The 14,370-nt window shown below is 72.4% G+C and carries 11 protein-coding genes; 5 read left to right on the forward strand and 6 right to left on the reverse strand.

The features are described 5' to 3' along the window. Positions 1-41 precede the first annotated feature (41 nt). Positions 42-962 (forward strand): VOC family protein, encoded by a 921-nt coding sequence (locus ACLHRZ_RS40900; protein WP_490423696.1) that lies wholly within the window; start codon positions 42-44, stop codon positions 960-962. A gap of 56 nt (positions 963-1,018) precedes the next feature. Further along, positions 1,019-3,526 carry a protein serine/threonine kinase AfsK gene (gene afsK, locus ACLHRZ_RS40905; RefSeq protein WP_490423697.1) on the forward strand — a complete coding sequence of 836 codons (2,508 nt, stop codon included), beginning with the start codon at positions 1,019-1,021 and terminating at the stop codon, positions 3,524-3,526. A gap of 27 nt (positions 3,527-3,553) precedes the next feature. On the opposite strand, the gene ACLHRZ_RS40910 is transcribed toward afsK, so the two are convergent. From ACLHRZ_RS40910 to ACLHRZ_RS40920, 3 genes are read right to left on the reverse strand one after another with little or no spacing between them, the layout of a single operon-like run. Beyond that, complete coding sequence (locus ACLHRZ_RS40910; RefSeq protein WP_490423698.1) at positions 3,554-4,321, reverse strand: enoyl-CoA hydratase/isomerase family protein; 768 nt, start codon at positions 4,319-4,321, stop codon at positions 3,554-3,556. After that, positions 4,318-4,779, reverse strand: a complete 462-nt coding sequence (locus ACLHRZ_RS40915; protein ID WP_490423699.1) for a Zn-ribbon domain-containing OB-fold protein — start codon at positions 4,777-4,779, stop codon at positions 4,318-4,320. Before ACLHRZ_RS40915 ends, ACLHRZ_RS40910 begins: the two co-directional genes overlap by 4 nt. A gap of 4 nt (positions 4,780-4,783) precedes the next feature. Beyond that, positions 4,784-5,944 carry a lipid-transfer protein gene (locus tag ACLHRZ_RS40920; RefSeq protein ID WP_490423725.1) on the reverse strand — a complete coding sequence of 387 codons (1,161 nt, stop codon included), beginning with the start codon at positions 5,942-5,944 and terminating at the stop codon, positions 4,784-4,786. Between the two features lie 189 nt (positions 5,945-6,133). Here ACLHRZ_RS40920 and ACLHRZ_RS40925 point away from each other — a divergent pair, with 189 nt between their 5' ends. Further along, positions 6,134-7,801, forward strand: coding sequence for a FadD3 family acyl-CoA ligase (locus ACLHRZ_RS40925; RefSeq protein ID WP_490423700.1), 1,668 nt, complete (start codon positions 6,134-6,136; stop codon positions 7,799-7,801). Then, positions 7,792-8,226, forward strand: a complete 435-nt coding sequence (locus ACLHRZ_RS40930) for a pyridoxamine 5'-phosphate oxidase family protein (protein WP_490423701.1) — start codon at positions 7,792-7,794, stop codon at positions 8,224-8,226. The genes ACLHRZ_RS40925 and ACLHRZ_RS40930 overlap by 10 nt, the downstream gene beginning before the upstream one ends. Positions 8,227-8,337: 111 nt before the next feature. Here ACLHRZ_RS40930 and ACLHRZ_RS40935 read toward each other — a convergent pair whose 3' ends face one another. The 3 genes from ACLHRZ_RS40935 to afsR all read right to left on the reverse strand — a co-directional run bounded on the left by ACLHRZ_RS40935 (position 8,338) and on the right by afsR (position 12,909). After that, the gene (locus ACLHRZ_RS40935; protein ID WP_490423702.1) at positions 8,338-8,583 is read right to left on the reverse strand and encodes a hypothetical protein; all 246 of its coding nucleotides are present in this window, start codon (positions 8,581-8,583) and stop codon (positions 8,338-8,340) included. An 855-nt stretch (positions 8,584-9,438) separates the two neighbouring features. Continuing rightward, complete coding sequence (locus ACLHRZ_RS40940; protein ID WP_490423703.1) at positions 9,439-9,693, reverse strand: hypothetical protein; 255 nt, start codon at positions 9,691-9,693, stop codon at positions 9,439-9,441. 282 nt (positions 9,694-9,975) lie between these two features. Continuing rightward, positions 9,976-12,909, reverse strand: coding sequence for an SARP-family global regulator AfsR (gene afsR / locus ACLHRZ_RS40945; protein ID WP_490423704.1), 2,934 nt, complete (start codon positions 12,907-12,909; stop codon positions 9,976-9,978). A 177-nt stretch (positions 12,910-13,086) separates the two neighbouring features. Between afsR and ACLHRZ_RS40950 the strand changes: the two genes are divergently transcribed. Further along, positions 13,087-14,325, forward strand: coding sequence for an amidohydrolase family protein (locus ACLHRZ_RS40950; RefSeq protein WP_490423705.1), 1,239 nt, complete (start codon positions 13,087-13,089; stop codon positions 14,323-14,325). Positions 14,326-14,370: the final 45 nt, after the last annotated feature.

Consider the following 14,370-nt stretch of genomic DNA (forward strand, 5'->3'; position numbering starts at 1 on the left):
CCGCGCGGGCGGATGCAGCACACGCAGAAGGAGCCGGGCCCATGAGCGCAGCCACGGACGGATTCACGGAAGGCATGCCGTGCTGGGCGGATGTCATGCTGCCCGATCTCGCCGCCGGAAAGCGCTTCTACGGCGAACTCCTCGACTGGACCTTTGAGGACGGCGACCCCGAGTACGGGTACTACACCCAGGCGTTCCACCGCGGGAGGAATGTCGCGGCGCTCGCCCCCAAGCCCGACGGGAGGATGCCCACGGCCTGGACCGTCTACTTCGCCTCGTCCGACGCCGCGGGCACCGCACGAAGGATCCGTGGCGCGGGCGGGCAGGTCGTCGTGGGCCCCATGACCGTCGGCGGGTACGGGACGATGGTGACGGCCGCCGATCCCGGCGGTGCCGTCTTCGGCGTCTGGCAGGCCGGCAGCCACGGGGGATTCGAGGAGCGGGGCGAGCCCGGCTCGTACGGCTGGACCGAGGTGTACACGCGTGATGCCAAGGCCGTCGATGCCTTCTACGAAGCGGTTTTCGGGTTCGTCACCGACGACCTGAGCGAGGAGGCGGGCATCGAGTTCGCCGTCTGGACCCCCGCCGGAAAGCCCGCCACCCCGGAGCACGCGGTCGGCGGCCGGGTCGTCATGGGCGAGGGCTTCCCGCAGGAGATGCCCGCGCACTTCCTCGTCTACCTCGTCGTCGACGGCTGCGACGGCGCGGCCGCCACCGCCGTCCGGCTCGGCGGCCGCGTCCTGCGCGAGCCCCGGGACACCCCCTACGGGCGCTTCGCGGTGCTGGCCGACGACCAGGGAGCCGACTTCGCCGTCATCGATCCCGCGCAGGTGCGGAGGGTAATGACCGCGGGGGGCGCGGTTCCGGATGTGGCGGAGACACGACGAAGCCCGACCCGGGTTCGCAACCGGGGGCCGGTCCAGGAAGAATCGGGGTGCGTTCCCCGGGATAATTCGCGGTGAGACGCTGCAGCGGGGCCGGAAACCCTTCCGGGCCCCGACGGGGAGGTGGCAGGCCAGTGGTGGAGCAGCTGACGCAGCACGACCCGAGACGGATCGGCCCGTTCGAGGTGCTGGGCCGGCTCGGTGCGGGCGGCATGGGGCTGGTCTATCTCGCCCGCTCGGCATCCGGCCGGCGAGTGGCGATCAAGACGGTGCGCACGGAGCTCGCGGAGGACCAGCTCTTCCGCGTCCGCTTCACTCGTGAGGTGGAAGCGGCGCGTGCGGTGAGCGGCTTCTACACGGCCGCCGTCGTCGACGCCGACCCGCGGGCCGCCGTGCCCTGGCTGGCCACCGCGTACGTCCCCGCGCCCTCGCTGGAGGAGATCGTCACGGAGTGCGGGCCGCTCCCGGCCCAGGCCGTGCGGTGGCTCGCCGCGGGCATCGCCGAGGCGCTGCAGTCCATCCACGGGGCGGGCCTCGTGCACCGCGACCTCAAGCCCTCGAACGTGCTGGTCGTGGAGGACGGGCCGCGCGTCATCGACTTCGGCATCGCGTCGGGGGTGTCCAACACCCGGCTGACCATGACCAACGTCGCCGTCGGCACGCCTGCCTACATGTCCCCCGAGCAGGCGCGGGACTCACGGAGCGTGACCGGAGCCAGCGACGTCTTCTCCCTCGCCTCCACCCTGGTCTTCGCGGCGACCGGTCACGCTCCCTTCCACGGTGCGAACCCGGTGGAGACGGTCTTCATGCTCCTGCGGGAAGGCCCCGACCTCAACGGCCTGCCCGACGAACTGCGGCCGCTCATCGACTCCTGCATGCAGATGGCCGCGGAGCACCGTCCCACCCCGGCGGACCTGCAGGCGCAGCTCGCCCCGCACCTGTTCGCCGCCGGCGGGGACGACGACAGCGGCACGGCGTCGGCATGGCTGCCGGACAACGCCGTGTCCCTGATCGAGCGCCGCCGGGCCGGGCAGCGCGCCTCCTCCGGCGGTGCCGCGGGCGCCGCGGGCACGGGGCGCAGCCGTGCCGTGCCGCCGAGGCCCGCACAGCCGCCCACCTCCGCCCCGGCACCCGCTCCCGGCTACGAGCCGGCGCCGAGCGCCCACGCGGCGAGCGGCTGGGGCGCGGGCCCCGTGAGCCCGCCCCGCGGGTCCGTCGTCGGAGCGCCCGACCCGCGGGGCGGGCCGGCCGGGCCGCAGGGCCGGCATGCCGCCGCACCCGTCGCATCCCCGCCCGAGGGGACGGTCCGGCTCGCGGGATCGCAGGTGCCGATCGGCCCCGGCCCCCGGGTCGCCGATGCCCAGGCGCACCCGGCCGCCGGTCCCACGGCCGGATGGGTCCGGCCGCCTTCCGAGGCCTCCGCCGCCCTGCCGGGCCAGACGGGAGCCCCTGCCACGCCGCCCGCCCCCGTCGCGCCGTCCGACGTGGGCAGCACCAACGTATCGGCCGACCAGGGGCGTTGGCGTCCGTGGCGGTTCCGGATGTCGAACGACGTGTGGGGCACGCCGACCGTCGCCGGAGATCTGCTGTACGTCACCTCGTTCGAGGTCCACGCGCTCGATGTCGCCAGCGGACGGCGGCAGTTCAAGACGCGGGACGTGGCCTGGGCCATGGCCGTCGCCGAGGGACGCATACACGCCTCGGACGGGCCCACGCTGTACGCGCTCGACGCCGCGGACGGCGCGGAGCGCTGGCGGCTCTCCACCGACGGCTGGGTCTACTCGCTGCGGGCCGAGGGCGGCACCGTCGTCACGGGCACCCGCGGCGGAGGCGTCCAGGCGTGGGAGGCCGCGACCGGCGATCTGCTGTGGGAGACGGGCGGCGTCCAGACCGACTTCGAGACCCCGGACTGCGGCCCGGCCCTCCACGACGGCGTGGTCTACGTCTGGGCCGATGCGCGGCTGCGCGCCCTGGACGCCCGTACGGGAGCCGAGCGGTGGTCGTATCCGGTGGGGGACGCGGCCTCGTGCGGTGGCGTCCCGGTGCGGCTGCTGGCCGCTCCGGACGGCGTGGCGTACGTCGCCGCCGGCACGCGCCTGCTCGCCATCGACGTGGCGCGCGGCGACGTGCGCTGGCGGTTCGAGGCGCCGGCGGTCTTCCTGTGCCCGCCCGCCTTCGCGCCCGGACCCGTCGTCTCGGGCGGGGGCGTCTACATCGCGGACTACCTGGGCACCGTCTACGCGCTCGACACGGCCACGGGCCGCGACCGGTGGCGCATAGCGACGGAGGCCCGGCAGTCGACGGAGCCGGTGCTCGTGGCGGACGGCTCCGTCCACCTGGGCAGCGGCGGCGCGCTCTACACCCTGGACGCGGTGACGGGCACGCCGAAATGGCGGTTCGCGGCGGGCGGCGACATCGTGGGCGCGCCGGTGGCCGCCGACGGCCGGGTGCACTTCGGTTCCGCCGACCACTGCCTCTACACGGTCGACGCGGCAGGCGGCCAGCTCCGCTGGAAGCTGGCCACGGGCGGCGAGATCACCGGCTCGCCCGTGTCCAGGGGCGGTGTCGTCTACGCCTGCAGCAAGGACCGTTGCGTGTACGCGCTGGACGCCGCGAAGGGGACGGGCCACACGCGGCGTTGACCGGGCGGGCGCCGGCCGGCGCCCGCCTCAGCGCAGCCGGTATTCGCGAGAGCGCGCCGTGAAGAGGTCCGCCTGGCGTGCCGACGGCAGGTTGCCCAGCGTGACGAGGTGCGGGGCAAGGGCCAGCGCATGGGAGCGGGCCTGCTCCTTGGCCGCCCAGAGGGCGCGCACGGTGCCCTGCACGGCCTCCGTCGGCTGCGCCGCGATGACGGTCGCGGCGCGCAGGGCCGCCTCCACGGCGCCGCCGGGCGGGGTCAGTTCGGACACCAGGCCGATCTCGTACGCGCGTTGTGCCGAGAGGCGCTCGGCCGTGCCCATCAGGGCCGTCCGCGCGGCCTCGCCGAAGGGCATGCGCCCGGCCATGTACAGGGACTCGTACGCGCTGACCATGCCGTACGTGGTGTGCGGGTCGAAGAATGTCGCGTTCCGGGAGGCGACGACGAACTCGGATTCGCCCAGCAGGTAGAAGGCGCCGCCGCAGGCCATACCGTTCACCGCGGCGACGACCGGCTTCCACAGATCCGAGGCCTTGGGGCCGATCGTCAGCAGCGGGTCGTCGAGGGAGTACGGGGACACGGGCTGTGGCGTCTCCGTGGTGCGGTCGAGGCCGGTGCAGAAGGCGCGGTCGCCCGCCCCGGTGAGGACGATGCAGCGGACCGCCGTGTCGCTGCGGAACTCCCGCCACAGGGCGGTCAGTTCGGCGGCGGTGCGGGCGTCGATGGCGTTGAGGCGCTCGGGGCGGTTCAGGATCACCAGCGCGACGCCGTCCGCGCCGCTCTCCACGGTCGCGGTCATGACCGCTCCGGCGTCCAGCGGGGGAGCGCGATCCCCCGGCCCTGCGGGAAGACGGTCCGTACGGCCGCGCCGATGCGCAGGTCCTCCGGGGCCACGGAGTCGATCTCCGCGTCCGGGGAGGCGACCAGGTTGCCCACCACGCGGATGCCGGGTGCGTCGGCCAGCTCGACCACGACCACGGTGTACGGGGCGTGTGCGGCGTAGCCGGGCAGCAGGGGCGGGTGGGGGCGGACGTACGACCAGATTCGACCTCTTCCGCTCATGAGTTGCCAACTACTGGCGAACGATTGGCACTTCGGGCAGCAGGGGCGGGGTGGGAAGCGGGGTTCGCGGCATTCGACGCAGGCCTGTATGCGGAGTTCGCCCCGTGCTGCGAAGTCCCAGAAGGGGGCGCCGTCCGCGTCCGGGACCGGTGCCAGGAGGCCGTTGTCAGTGGTGGCCCTCATCATGGGGGACATGAGTTCAACTCCTCAGCAGAAGCGCCGATGTGGGGACTCCCTCGCCCGCCGTGACCAGGCACGTCGCGGCGCCGGGGACCTGCGCGGTCGAGCTGCCGCGGAGCTGCCTGACCCCCTCGTTGATGAGGTTGAAGCCATGGACGTACGCCTCGCTGAGGCCGCCTCCGGCGGTGTTGACCGGGAGCCGGCCGCCGAGTTCCAGCGCGCCGCCCTCGGTGAAGGCCGCGCCTTCGCCGCGTCCGCAGAAGCCGTAGCCCTCCAGGGAGAGGGGGATCAGTGGGGTGAACGCGTCATAGATCTGGGCGACATGGATGTCGTCCGGGCCGAAGTCCGCGTGCTTCCACAGGTGACGGGCGGCGGTCCAGGAGGGGCCGGTCAGGGGGGATTCCGTCCAGTAGTTGACCATGCCGTGGTGCTGGGCCGGCAGGGCCTGGGCGACGGAGTGGACGTAGGCGGGTGCGGCCCGGCAGTCCCGGGCCCGCTCCGCGGGGACGACGACGCAGGCCAGCGCGCCGTCCGTCTCCAGGCAGTTGTCGAAGAGACAGAGCGGTTCGCTGATCCAGCGCGAGGTCATGTACATCTCGCGGGTCAGCGGGCGGTCGTACATGGTCGCGGCGGGGTTCTGGTTGGCGCGGTTGCGGCAGGCGAGGGCGACGTTGAAGAAGTGGTCGCGGGTGGCGCCGTATTCGTGCATGTAGCGGCGGGCCAGCATGGCTATCTCGTCGACCGGGCGCAGGAGTCCATACGGACGGGTCCACTGCGCGGGCGTGGGGAGCTGGGCCTGTGTGTTCCGCCAGGGGCGGGGGCCCGAGCCACGCTTGCGTGAGCGCCAGGCCACGCCGACGGTCGCCTGTCCCGTGGCGATCGCCGCCGCCAGGTGGGCCACGGTCGCACAGGAGCCGCCGCCTCCGTAGCCGACCCGGGAGAAGAACGTCACGTCGCCCGCGCCGATGGCCTTGGCGACCTCGACCTCGTCGGTCTCCTCCATGGTGTACGAGGCGAAGGCGTCGACCTCGGACGGGGCGATGCCGGCGTCGTCCAGCGCCGCCAGGATGGCGCGGCACGCCAAGGTCTTTTCGGATTCGGGGAGTTGTTTCGCGAAAGGAGTCTGACCAATGCCGACGATCGCCGTCGCGTCCTTGAGCGGTGCCGCCGTCGTCCTCATCGCCATCGCCGCCTCGGTGGTGTCGGCGCCGGTCCTGCCGGCACTGTCGCCCGTGCTGCTGCTGACAGCGCGGAAGGCTATCGCTAATCTGACGCATAGTCAGCTATCCAGTCGGCTATGTGGTCAGCTGCGTAGTCGGTTGCGTAGTCAGCCAGTACGCCGGGCGGCCGAGGGTGGCGAAGGTGTCCGATGCACGGTGACCTGGAGTTCGGATCGATACCCCGTCTCGTCCGCGCCGCCGCCGAGCGGTACGGCGAACGCGAGGCCGTCGTCGAGGGCCGGTCCCGGACCGGCTACCGGCAGCTCGGCGAGCGCGTCGGGCGGGCCGCCGCCGCGTGCCTCGCCGCCGGAGTCGAGCCCGGCGACCGGGTCGCGGTCTGGGCGCCCAACACGGCGGACTGGATCGTCTGCGCCCTCGGCGCTGTCACGGCCGGAGCCGTGCTGGTGCCCGTCAACACCCGCTTCAAGGGCGCCGAGGCGGCCCACGTGCTGGCGCGTACCCGGACGAAGCTGCTGTTCGTCACAGGCACCTTCCTCGGCACGTCCTACGTCGCCACGCTCCGGCGAGCGGCGGGGGTGGAGGCAAGGACAGGGGCAGCGGCAGGAGCAGCCGCCGGAAACGGCCCGGACGCCGGCTCCCTGCCCGGGCTGCCGCACCTGCGCCGCATCGTCGTCCTCGCCGAAGCCGCACCCGCATCGGCCGGCTTCCTCACCTGGAAGGAGTTCCTCGCAGCGGGGGAGACCGTCTCTCCCCGGGAGGTCCGGGCACGCGCCGATGCCGTCCGGGCCGATGTGCCCTCCGACATCCTCTTCACCTCGGGCACCACCGGCGAGCCCAAAGGGGCCGTCATCACCCACGCACAGACGCTGCGGGCCTTCGGCGCCTGGAGCGAACTGGCCGGACTGCGGGAAGGAGACCGCTATCTGATCGTCAACCCCTTCTTCCACACCTTCGGCTACAAGGCCGGCATCATCGCCGCCCTCATGCGCGGTGCGACGATGGTCCCGCTGCCCGTCTTCACCCCGGAAGCGGTGCTCGCCCTGATCGCCGCCGAGCGGATCACGGTGCTGCCCGGGCCGCCGACGCTCCATCAGGCGCTGCTGGACCACCCGTTGCGGTCGGCGCACGACCTGTCGTCGCTGCGGGTCGTGGTGACCGGTGCGGCCACGGTGCCCCGGCGGCTGGTCGAGCGGCTGCGCGACGAGCTGGGGATACCGGTCGTGCTGACCGCCTACGGCATGAGCGAGGCCACCGGGCTGGTGACGATGTGCCGCCGCGGTGACTCCGCGGAGGTCGTGGCGGGGACGTCGGGACGGGCCGTTCCCGGCACCGAGGTCAAGGTGGTCGGTGCCGACGGGGCCGCGCGGCCGGCGGGGGAGCCGGGTGAGGTGCTGGTGCGGGGCCACCAGGTGATGTCCGGCTACTTCGAGGACCCCGCCGCCACGGCACGGGCCGTCGGCCCCGACGGCTGGCTGCACACCGGTGACGTCGGGGTCCTGGACGGCGACGGCAACCTGCGGATCACCGACCGGCTCAAGGACATGTTCATCGTGGGCGGGTTCAACGCCTTCCCCGCCGAGATCGAGCAGCTCCTGGCACGGCACCCGGGCGTTGCCGAGGCCGCGGTCGTCGGAGTGCCGGACGCGAGGCTGGGGGAGGTCGGCAGGGCCTTCGTGGTGCGCAGTGCGGGCGTGGCGGCATCCGGGCTGACGGCCGCGGGGCTGATCGGGTGGGCGAGGAGGGAGATGGCCAACTACAAGGTGCCGCGCGAGGTGGAGTTCGTGGCGGAGCTGCCGCGCAACGCGTCGGGGAAGGTGCTCAAGGAGGTGCTGCGGCGGAGGTGTTCATGCAGCTGACTGCTGAGGAGCGCGAGGCGTTCCTGGGCGAGGCGCATGTGGCGTCGTTCGCCGTCGACTCCGGGGAACGGGGGCGCGGGCCGGTGGCCGTCCCCGTCTGGTACGCCTACCGTCCGGGCGGGTACGTGATGGTGATCACCGGCCGCGCCTCCCGCAAGGCGAGGCTGGCCGCCGAGGCGGGGCGCTTCGCGCTCCTGGTCGGCCGGACGGTCCCGTCCTACCGGTATGTCTCGGTGGAGGGCGAGGTCGTCTCGGTCACCACGGCCACCGAGGAGGAGGTGCGGGAGGTCGGTTCCCGCTATCTGCCCACGGAGGAGGCGGTTGCCGGATACGTGGAACAGGTGCTGGCCGATCCCGGGGCGGCCGTGGCGATCAGGATGCGGCCGGGGCGCTGGCTGTCGGCGGATCTGGGGGCGTCGGGCTGAGCCGCCCGTTCGCCCGGCAGAGCCGTGCAGACCGCTGAGCCGTGCACCGGGCCGTCCGCCGGCGAGCCGCACCGATGTCGGCGCGCCGGCGGCGCCACTTCGGGGCCGGCGTCAGCGGTCGCCCATGCCGTGGTCGTCCGCACCGAAGCCCACGAGTCCGCTCGCGCCGCCCATGCCGTGGTCGTCCGAGCCGAAGGCGGGGCCGGCGTGCTGCGCTGCGTGGCGGGAGTGGGTCTGGACCATGGTGTGGTCGTCGGCGGAGGCCTGCGCCGTGCTCAGGAGGGCTGCCGCAGCAGTGAGCGCGAGTATGGCGCAGGCCTTCGTGGCGGCCTTGGCTATGGTCGTCGTGCTGTTCATCGTGACTCCTCTGGTCGGGGGTGCGGTACTCCGGCGGGGCGGGGCACCGATGGGACGGTGAGTTGTTCCGGCGGCCGTGATGTGCGGCCGCAAGTGCCGTGCAGAGCAGTGGACATGGGATGACAGGTGCCGGTATCCGGTTCGAGTGAACCCGGGTGCGGGAGCCTCCGCTGCTGTACGGTCCGGATCCTTGACCCGGTGCTGACGGTTCCTTGGCGTCGGCATCCGCCCCGGCGTTCGCACCGGCATGTGTGCCGGTTCCTCCCTGCGGTCTGCTGTTCGCGGTCGAAAACAGCCGCAGGGACCGGCAACGACGGCTCCCCCTCCGCGCCGTCGGTGCCGGCCCCTGTCGATCCCCCGTTGCGGCCACCCCGTTCCCCCGTGGGCTGATGCCGCCCGGAGGAACGGGTGCCGGGTATGTGTGATGTGGTGCTGGATGTACCGGTGTTGCTGCTTGCTGCTTGCTGCTTGCTGCTTGCTGCTTGCTGGTCTTGCGGTTGTGCAAGTCGTGCAAGTTGCGCAGGCTTTGCTGTTTGCCGGTCCGGCTGGGGAGTTGTCCGTTCCCCCGTTGCTCCCCAGCCTGCAGAGGCTTCCCCCGAGGAGAGACTCGGGAGAGAACTTCCCCCGTTCCCCCGTCTCTCTCTGTGCCTCTCCGCGCCTCTCCGGCAGTTCCCCCGTGTTCCCCCGTAGATCCCCCCCGTCCTCTTCCCCCCCGTTCCTCCTCCCCCGTGCATTCCCCCGTGCTGTCCCCCGTCGTACTTCCCCCGTGGTCCCCCGGAGCAGAGCCCTGGGCCAGTGACGGCCCGGAGCTCTGCCCGGTTACCGAAGACCGGGGCCCGGCGGGCCTGATGGGCCTCAGTAGGGCTTCTCGGCGTCTTCCATGGTGAAGACGGGAGCCTCGGTCATGTGATCGTCCATCATGACGTGCTCCGGACCGGTCCCGTGGTCGTCCGCGGGAGACTTCCCGCGGCCGGCCGCGTTCGCGGTGAGCCCCTTCGTGCCGGTGCCGTGGTCGTCGGCCGGTGCCAGTCGTGCGGCGAGGTCGTGCGTCCCCGTGCCGTGGTCGTCCAGAGGCGATGCCGCAGGACTGACCTGGCTCTCGTCGCGCATTGTCGTCAACTCCGTCTGTTCAGTGCGAGTCGTTGGTGGTCTGGGGAGTGTGCGACCCGCCCGGCGACTCCCCCGAGAACCGCCGGACGGGTGCCTTCCAGGGCTGTTCACCCTAAAGGTGAGGCCTCACCTACGACCCGCCTGCCCCCCGATGCAGCGGATCGACGAACCTCAGAGTGGACCCTCGCGATAAACGATCGATGAACGGGCACGTGGAACGGGTTTTTACCGGGGCCGCAGCGGGAAACGGGCCCCGGAATCCACCCCTCTCACCCCGTGTGTCTAAGCCGCTTGGACCGGAGCCAGTAGAACGCGTACTTCCGCCGCCTCCGAGGAGCCCAACTGCTCGAAGATGGACAGGGCCTCGGTCCAGCAGGCGTGCGCGCGGCCGGTCTGCCCGAGGGCGTCGAGGCTGCGTCCGAGCACGGTCAGCACGTTGCCCCGGCGCCAGTCGCCGCCGAGGGTGCGCAGTACGGCCAGTGCTTGTTCGGCGTGGGCGGCGGCCTGGGCGAGCTGTCCGGTGGCGAGGTGGAGTTCGGCCATGCGGAAGAGGGTCATGCCTTCCCACATCCGCTGGCGGTTATCGCGGAAGACCGGCATGGCCTCCAGCAGGCTCGCCATGGCCTCCTCGTAGCGCCCGGCCTGGGTGAGGGCGAGGGCGTAGGCGTAGAGGGCGTTGGCGTGCCGCCAGGAGACGTTGACCTCGCGGTAGAGGTGGATGGCCTGTTCGGCGAGGGCCAGCGCGGATTCCACGCGCCCGGTGGACAGATGGACGCGGGAGAGGTTGCACAGTGCGCTGGCCTCGCCCGGCCGGTTGCCGTCGGCGCGGAAGGCGGCGAGGGCCCGCTCGCCGTGGATCTCGCCGTCCTCGTAGCGGTGCTGGTAATTGGCGATGATCCCGCGGTTGTTGGAGGCGTAGCACTGCGGGATGGGGTCCTGGCAGAGGCGTCCGAGGTCGACTGCGGTGCTGGCGTGGGTGTCGGCGAGTTCGAAGCGTCCGGCGAAGTGGTAGACGTGCGTCAGGACGGTCCTGGCGCGGCCTTCGGCGCGTGCGTCGCCGCTGGCCCTGCTGGAGGCGAGCAGGGCGATGGCGGCCTGCTCGTACTGGCGGGAGTCGGCGCCGGATTCGGCGAGGTCCTTGGCGGCGAGGAGCAGGTCGACGGCGCGGCGCAGGGTGTCCCCGGTGGAGTCGGCGTGCTGGCGCACGCAGGCGAGCAGGCATCCGGCCTCGGCGAAGAGCCAGTTGCCGGCGGCTGCGGGGTCGGTGAAGGACAGGCCGGGGTGGGCGGTGGGTGCGAGGTGGGAGCGCAGGGTGTCGCCCGGCCGTTCCAGCACGTACACGCCTGCGGCGGTGGCGAGGTAGAAGTCCAGGAGGCGGGAGAGGGCTGCTTCCCGTTCGGCCGGGGGGTGTTCGTCGCGTTCGGCGCAGGAACGCGCGTAGAGGCGTACGAGGTCGTGGTAGCGGTAGCGGCCGGGTGCCGCGGATTCCAGGAGCGAGGTGTCGACCAGGGACTCCAGCAGGTCCTCGGAGGTCTCGGTGTCCATGTCGAGGACGGCGGCCGCGGCGGCGAGGGAGACGTCGGGACCGTCGGCAAGGCCCAGCAGGCGGAAGGCCCGGGCCTGTTCCGCGGTGAGCTGGCCGTAGCCGAGCTCGAACGTCGCGGTCACCGCGAGGTCGCCGGCCCGCAGCTCGTCCAGCCGGCGCCGCTCGTCCGCGAGCTTGCGCGCCAGCACCGACACCGTCCACGTACGCCGTGAAGCCAGCCGGGACGCCGCGATACGGATCGCCAACGGCAGGAAACCACAGGACGCGACCACATCCATCGCAGCATCACGCTCGGCACTCACCCGCTCCTGACCCACGATCCGGGTGAACAGAACCAGCGCCTCCTCCGGACTCATCACGTCGAGGTCGACCAGGTGCGCTCCGGCGAGGTCGACCATGCGGATGCGGCTGGTGACCAGGGCGGCGCAGCCCTCGTTGCCGGGCAGCAGCGGGCGGATCTGGGCGGCGTCGCGGGCGTTGTCGAGCAGGGCCAGGACGCGGCGCCCGTCGAGCGTGGAGCGGAAGAGGGCGGCGCGCTCCTCGACGCCGTCCGGGATGGCCGGGTCGGGCACGCCGAGGGCCCGCAGGAAGGAGCCCAGGACGGCCTCGGGTTCGGCGACCGCCGGGCCGGTGCCCTGGAGGTCGACGTAGAGCTGGCCGTCGGGGAAGTGATGCCGGGCGGCGTGCGCGACGTGCACGGCGAGGGTCGTCTTGCCGACGCCGCCGATGCCCGCGACCGCCGAGACGGCCATCACGCGGCCCTCGGCGGTGGCCAGCTGGTCGCTCAGCTCGTGCACCATGTCGGCGCGCCCGGTGAAGTCCGGGACGGTGGCGGGGAGCTGGGCGGGGCGGACGAAGGCGGGGCCGGCGGAGTTGCGGTCGCCGGTGGTCATGTGGAGGTTGAGGTCGGTGTCGGCCTGGAGGATGCGCTGTTGGAGGTCGGAGAGTTCGGGGCAGGGGTCGACGCCGAGTTCGTCGGCGAGGAGGCGGCGGGTGTCGGCGTAGACGGCGAGGGCCTCGGCCTGGCGTCCGCTGCGGTAGAGGGCGAGCATGAGGAGCTCGCGCAGCCGCTCGCGCAGCGGGTGGGCGGCGGTCAGGGCGGTGAGTTCGGAGACGGCCTCGGCGTGGCAGCCGACTTCGAGGTCGAGGTCGAGGCGGGTCTCCAGCAGGCCCAGGCGCCATTCCTCCAGGCGGGTGCGCTGGGTCTCGGCGTAGGGGCCGGGCAGGCCGGCCAGCGGCTCGCCGTCCCACACCGCGAGGGAGTCGGCGATCAGTTCGCGGGCGCGCAGCCGGTTGCCGGCGGCGCGGGCCTTGTCGGCCTCGCCGGCCAGCCGCTCGGCGGCGTCGATGTCCAGCCCGCCGGGCGCCACTTGGATCGCGTAGCCGCCGGACTCGCTGACCAGGGTGTCGGCATCCTGCCCGAAGGCCTTGCGCAGCCGGGAGGCATAGGTGCGCAGCGCGGCCAGGGCCGCGTGCGGGGGCTCCTCGCCCCACAGCGCGTCGACCAGCTCCGGAGCGGTGGCGGTGCGCCCGCCGCGCAGCAGCAGAGCCGCGAGCAGCGCCCGCTGCTGGGGAGAACCGGTGTTGAGCAGTACCTCTCCGCGCCAGGCGCGGACGGGACCGAGCACGGTGAAGCGCAGTGCCTGCCCGTGCCCTGAATCGCCGGCCATCGTGACCCCCTGCCTGTCCTGCTCGGTCGCACCGGCCAGTCTGCCTTGTCCCAGGCATTTACGTCAGCTGTGGTCCGGCCTCTCCACAAGGCCTGCCAAGGACCATCTCACCGACCGGACAGCCGGTCGCCCCCCGCTCTCCTGACGAACCGTCAGATCGGCGCTACCGTGACGGCCATGGAGAGCTTCCCCACGATAATCTCGGTGGACGACCACACGGTCGAGCCCCCCGACGTCTGGCGGGACCGTCTTCCGGCGAAATTCCGTGACATCGGGCCGCGGATCGTGCGGGCTCCGATCAAGGAGATGACCTTCCTGGGCGGCCGTTTCGCGCCGACGATGGGCGCCCCCGGCGACGCGGGTCCGGTGGCGGACTGGTGGGTCTATGAGGATTTGCACCGTCCTCTCACGCGGCTTGATACCGCTGTCGGATACTCCAGGGACGACATCGGACTGGAAGGGATCACCTACGAAGAGATGCGGCCGGGCTCGTTCAGCGTCCCCGAGCGGCTCGCCGACATGGACGCCAACCACGTGCAGTCCGCGCTCTGTTTCCCCACCTTTCCGCGCTTTTGCGGCCAGACCTTCACCGAGGCCGCCGACCGCGAACTGGCCCTTCTGTGCGTACGGGCCTACAACGACTGGATGACCGGCGAATGGTGCGGTCCTGCAGCCCGCGGCCGGCTGATCCCGCTGGGGATCGTGCCGCTGTGGGACGCGGAACTGGCGGCGCAGGAGGTGCGGCGCAACGCGGCGCGGGGCGTCCGCGCCGTGTGCTTCTCCGAGATACCGCCGTATCTCGGCCTCCCCTCGGTCCACACCGAGGCATGGGACCCCTTCCTGCGTGCGTGCGACGAGACCGGCACGGTCGTCGCGATGCACATCGGCTCGTCCTCCCACATGCCGTCCACCTCCGAGGACGCACCGCCCGCGGTCGGTTCGGCGCTCACCTTCGCCAACTGCTGCTTCTCGATGACCGACTGGCTGATGTCGGGCGTCTTCACCCGCTTCCCGGACCTCCGCCTCATGTACGCCGAGGGGCAGATCGGCTGGATCCCGTACATCCTCGAACGGGCCGACACCGTATGGGAGAACAACCGCAAGTGGGGAGGGATCGCCGACAAGGTGCTCGAACCCCCCTCCGAGCTCTTCGCGCAGCACATCCATGGCTGCTTCTTCGACGACGCCTTCGGGCTGCGCAACCTCGACGCGATCGGCGTCGGCAACGTCCTCTACGAGACCGACTACCCGCACAGCGACTCCACTTGGCCGCGCTCGCGGGAAGTGGCCGAGGAACAGATGGGGCACCTGGAGCCCGACGTGGTGGAACGCATCGTGCGCGGCAACGCGATCGAGCTGCTGGGACTGACGCCGGAGGGGCTCTGGGCGGGGGCCGGGGCCGCGGCACGTGGCTGAGGCCAATGGTCTGCGGGTGCTGCCCGAGGGCCGGCTGTCGTACGG

The organism is Streptomyces sp. AM25 (genome assembly GCF_058146165.1).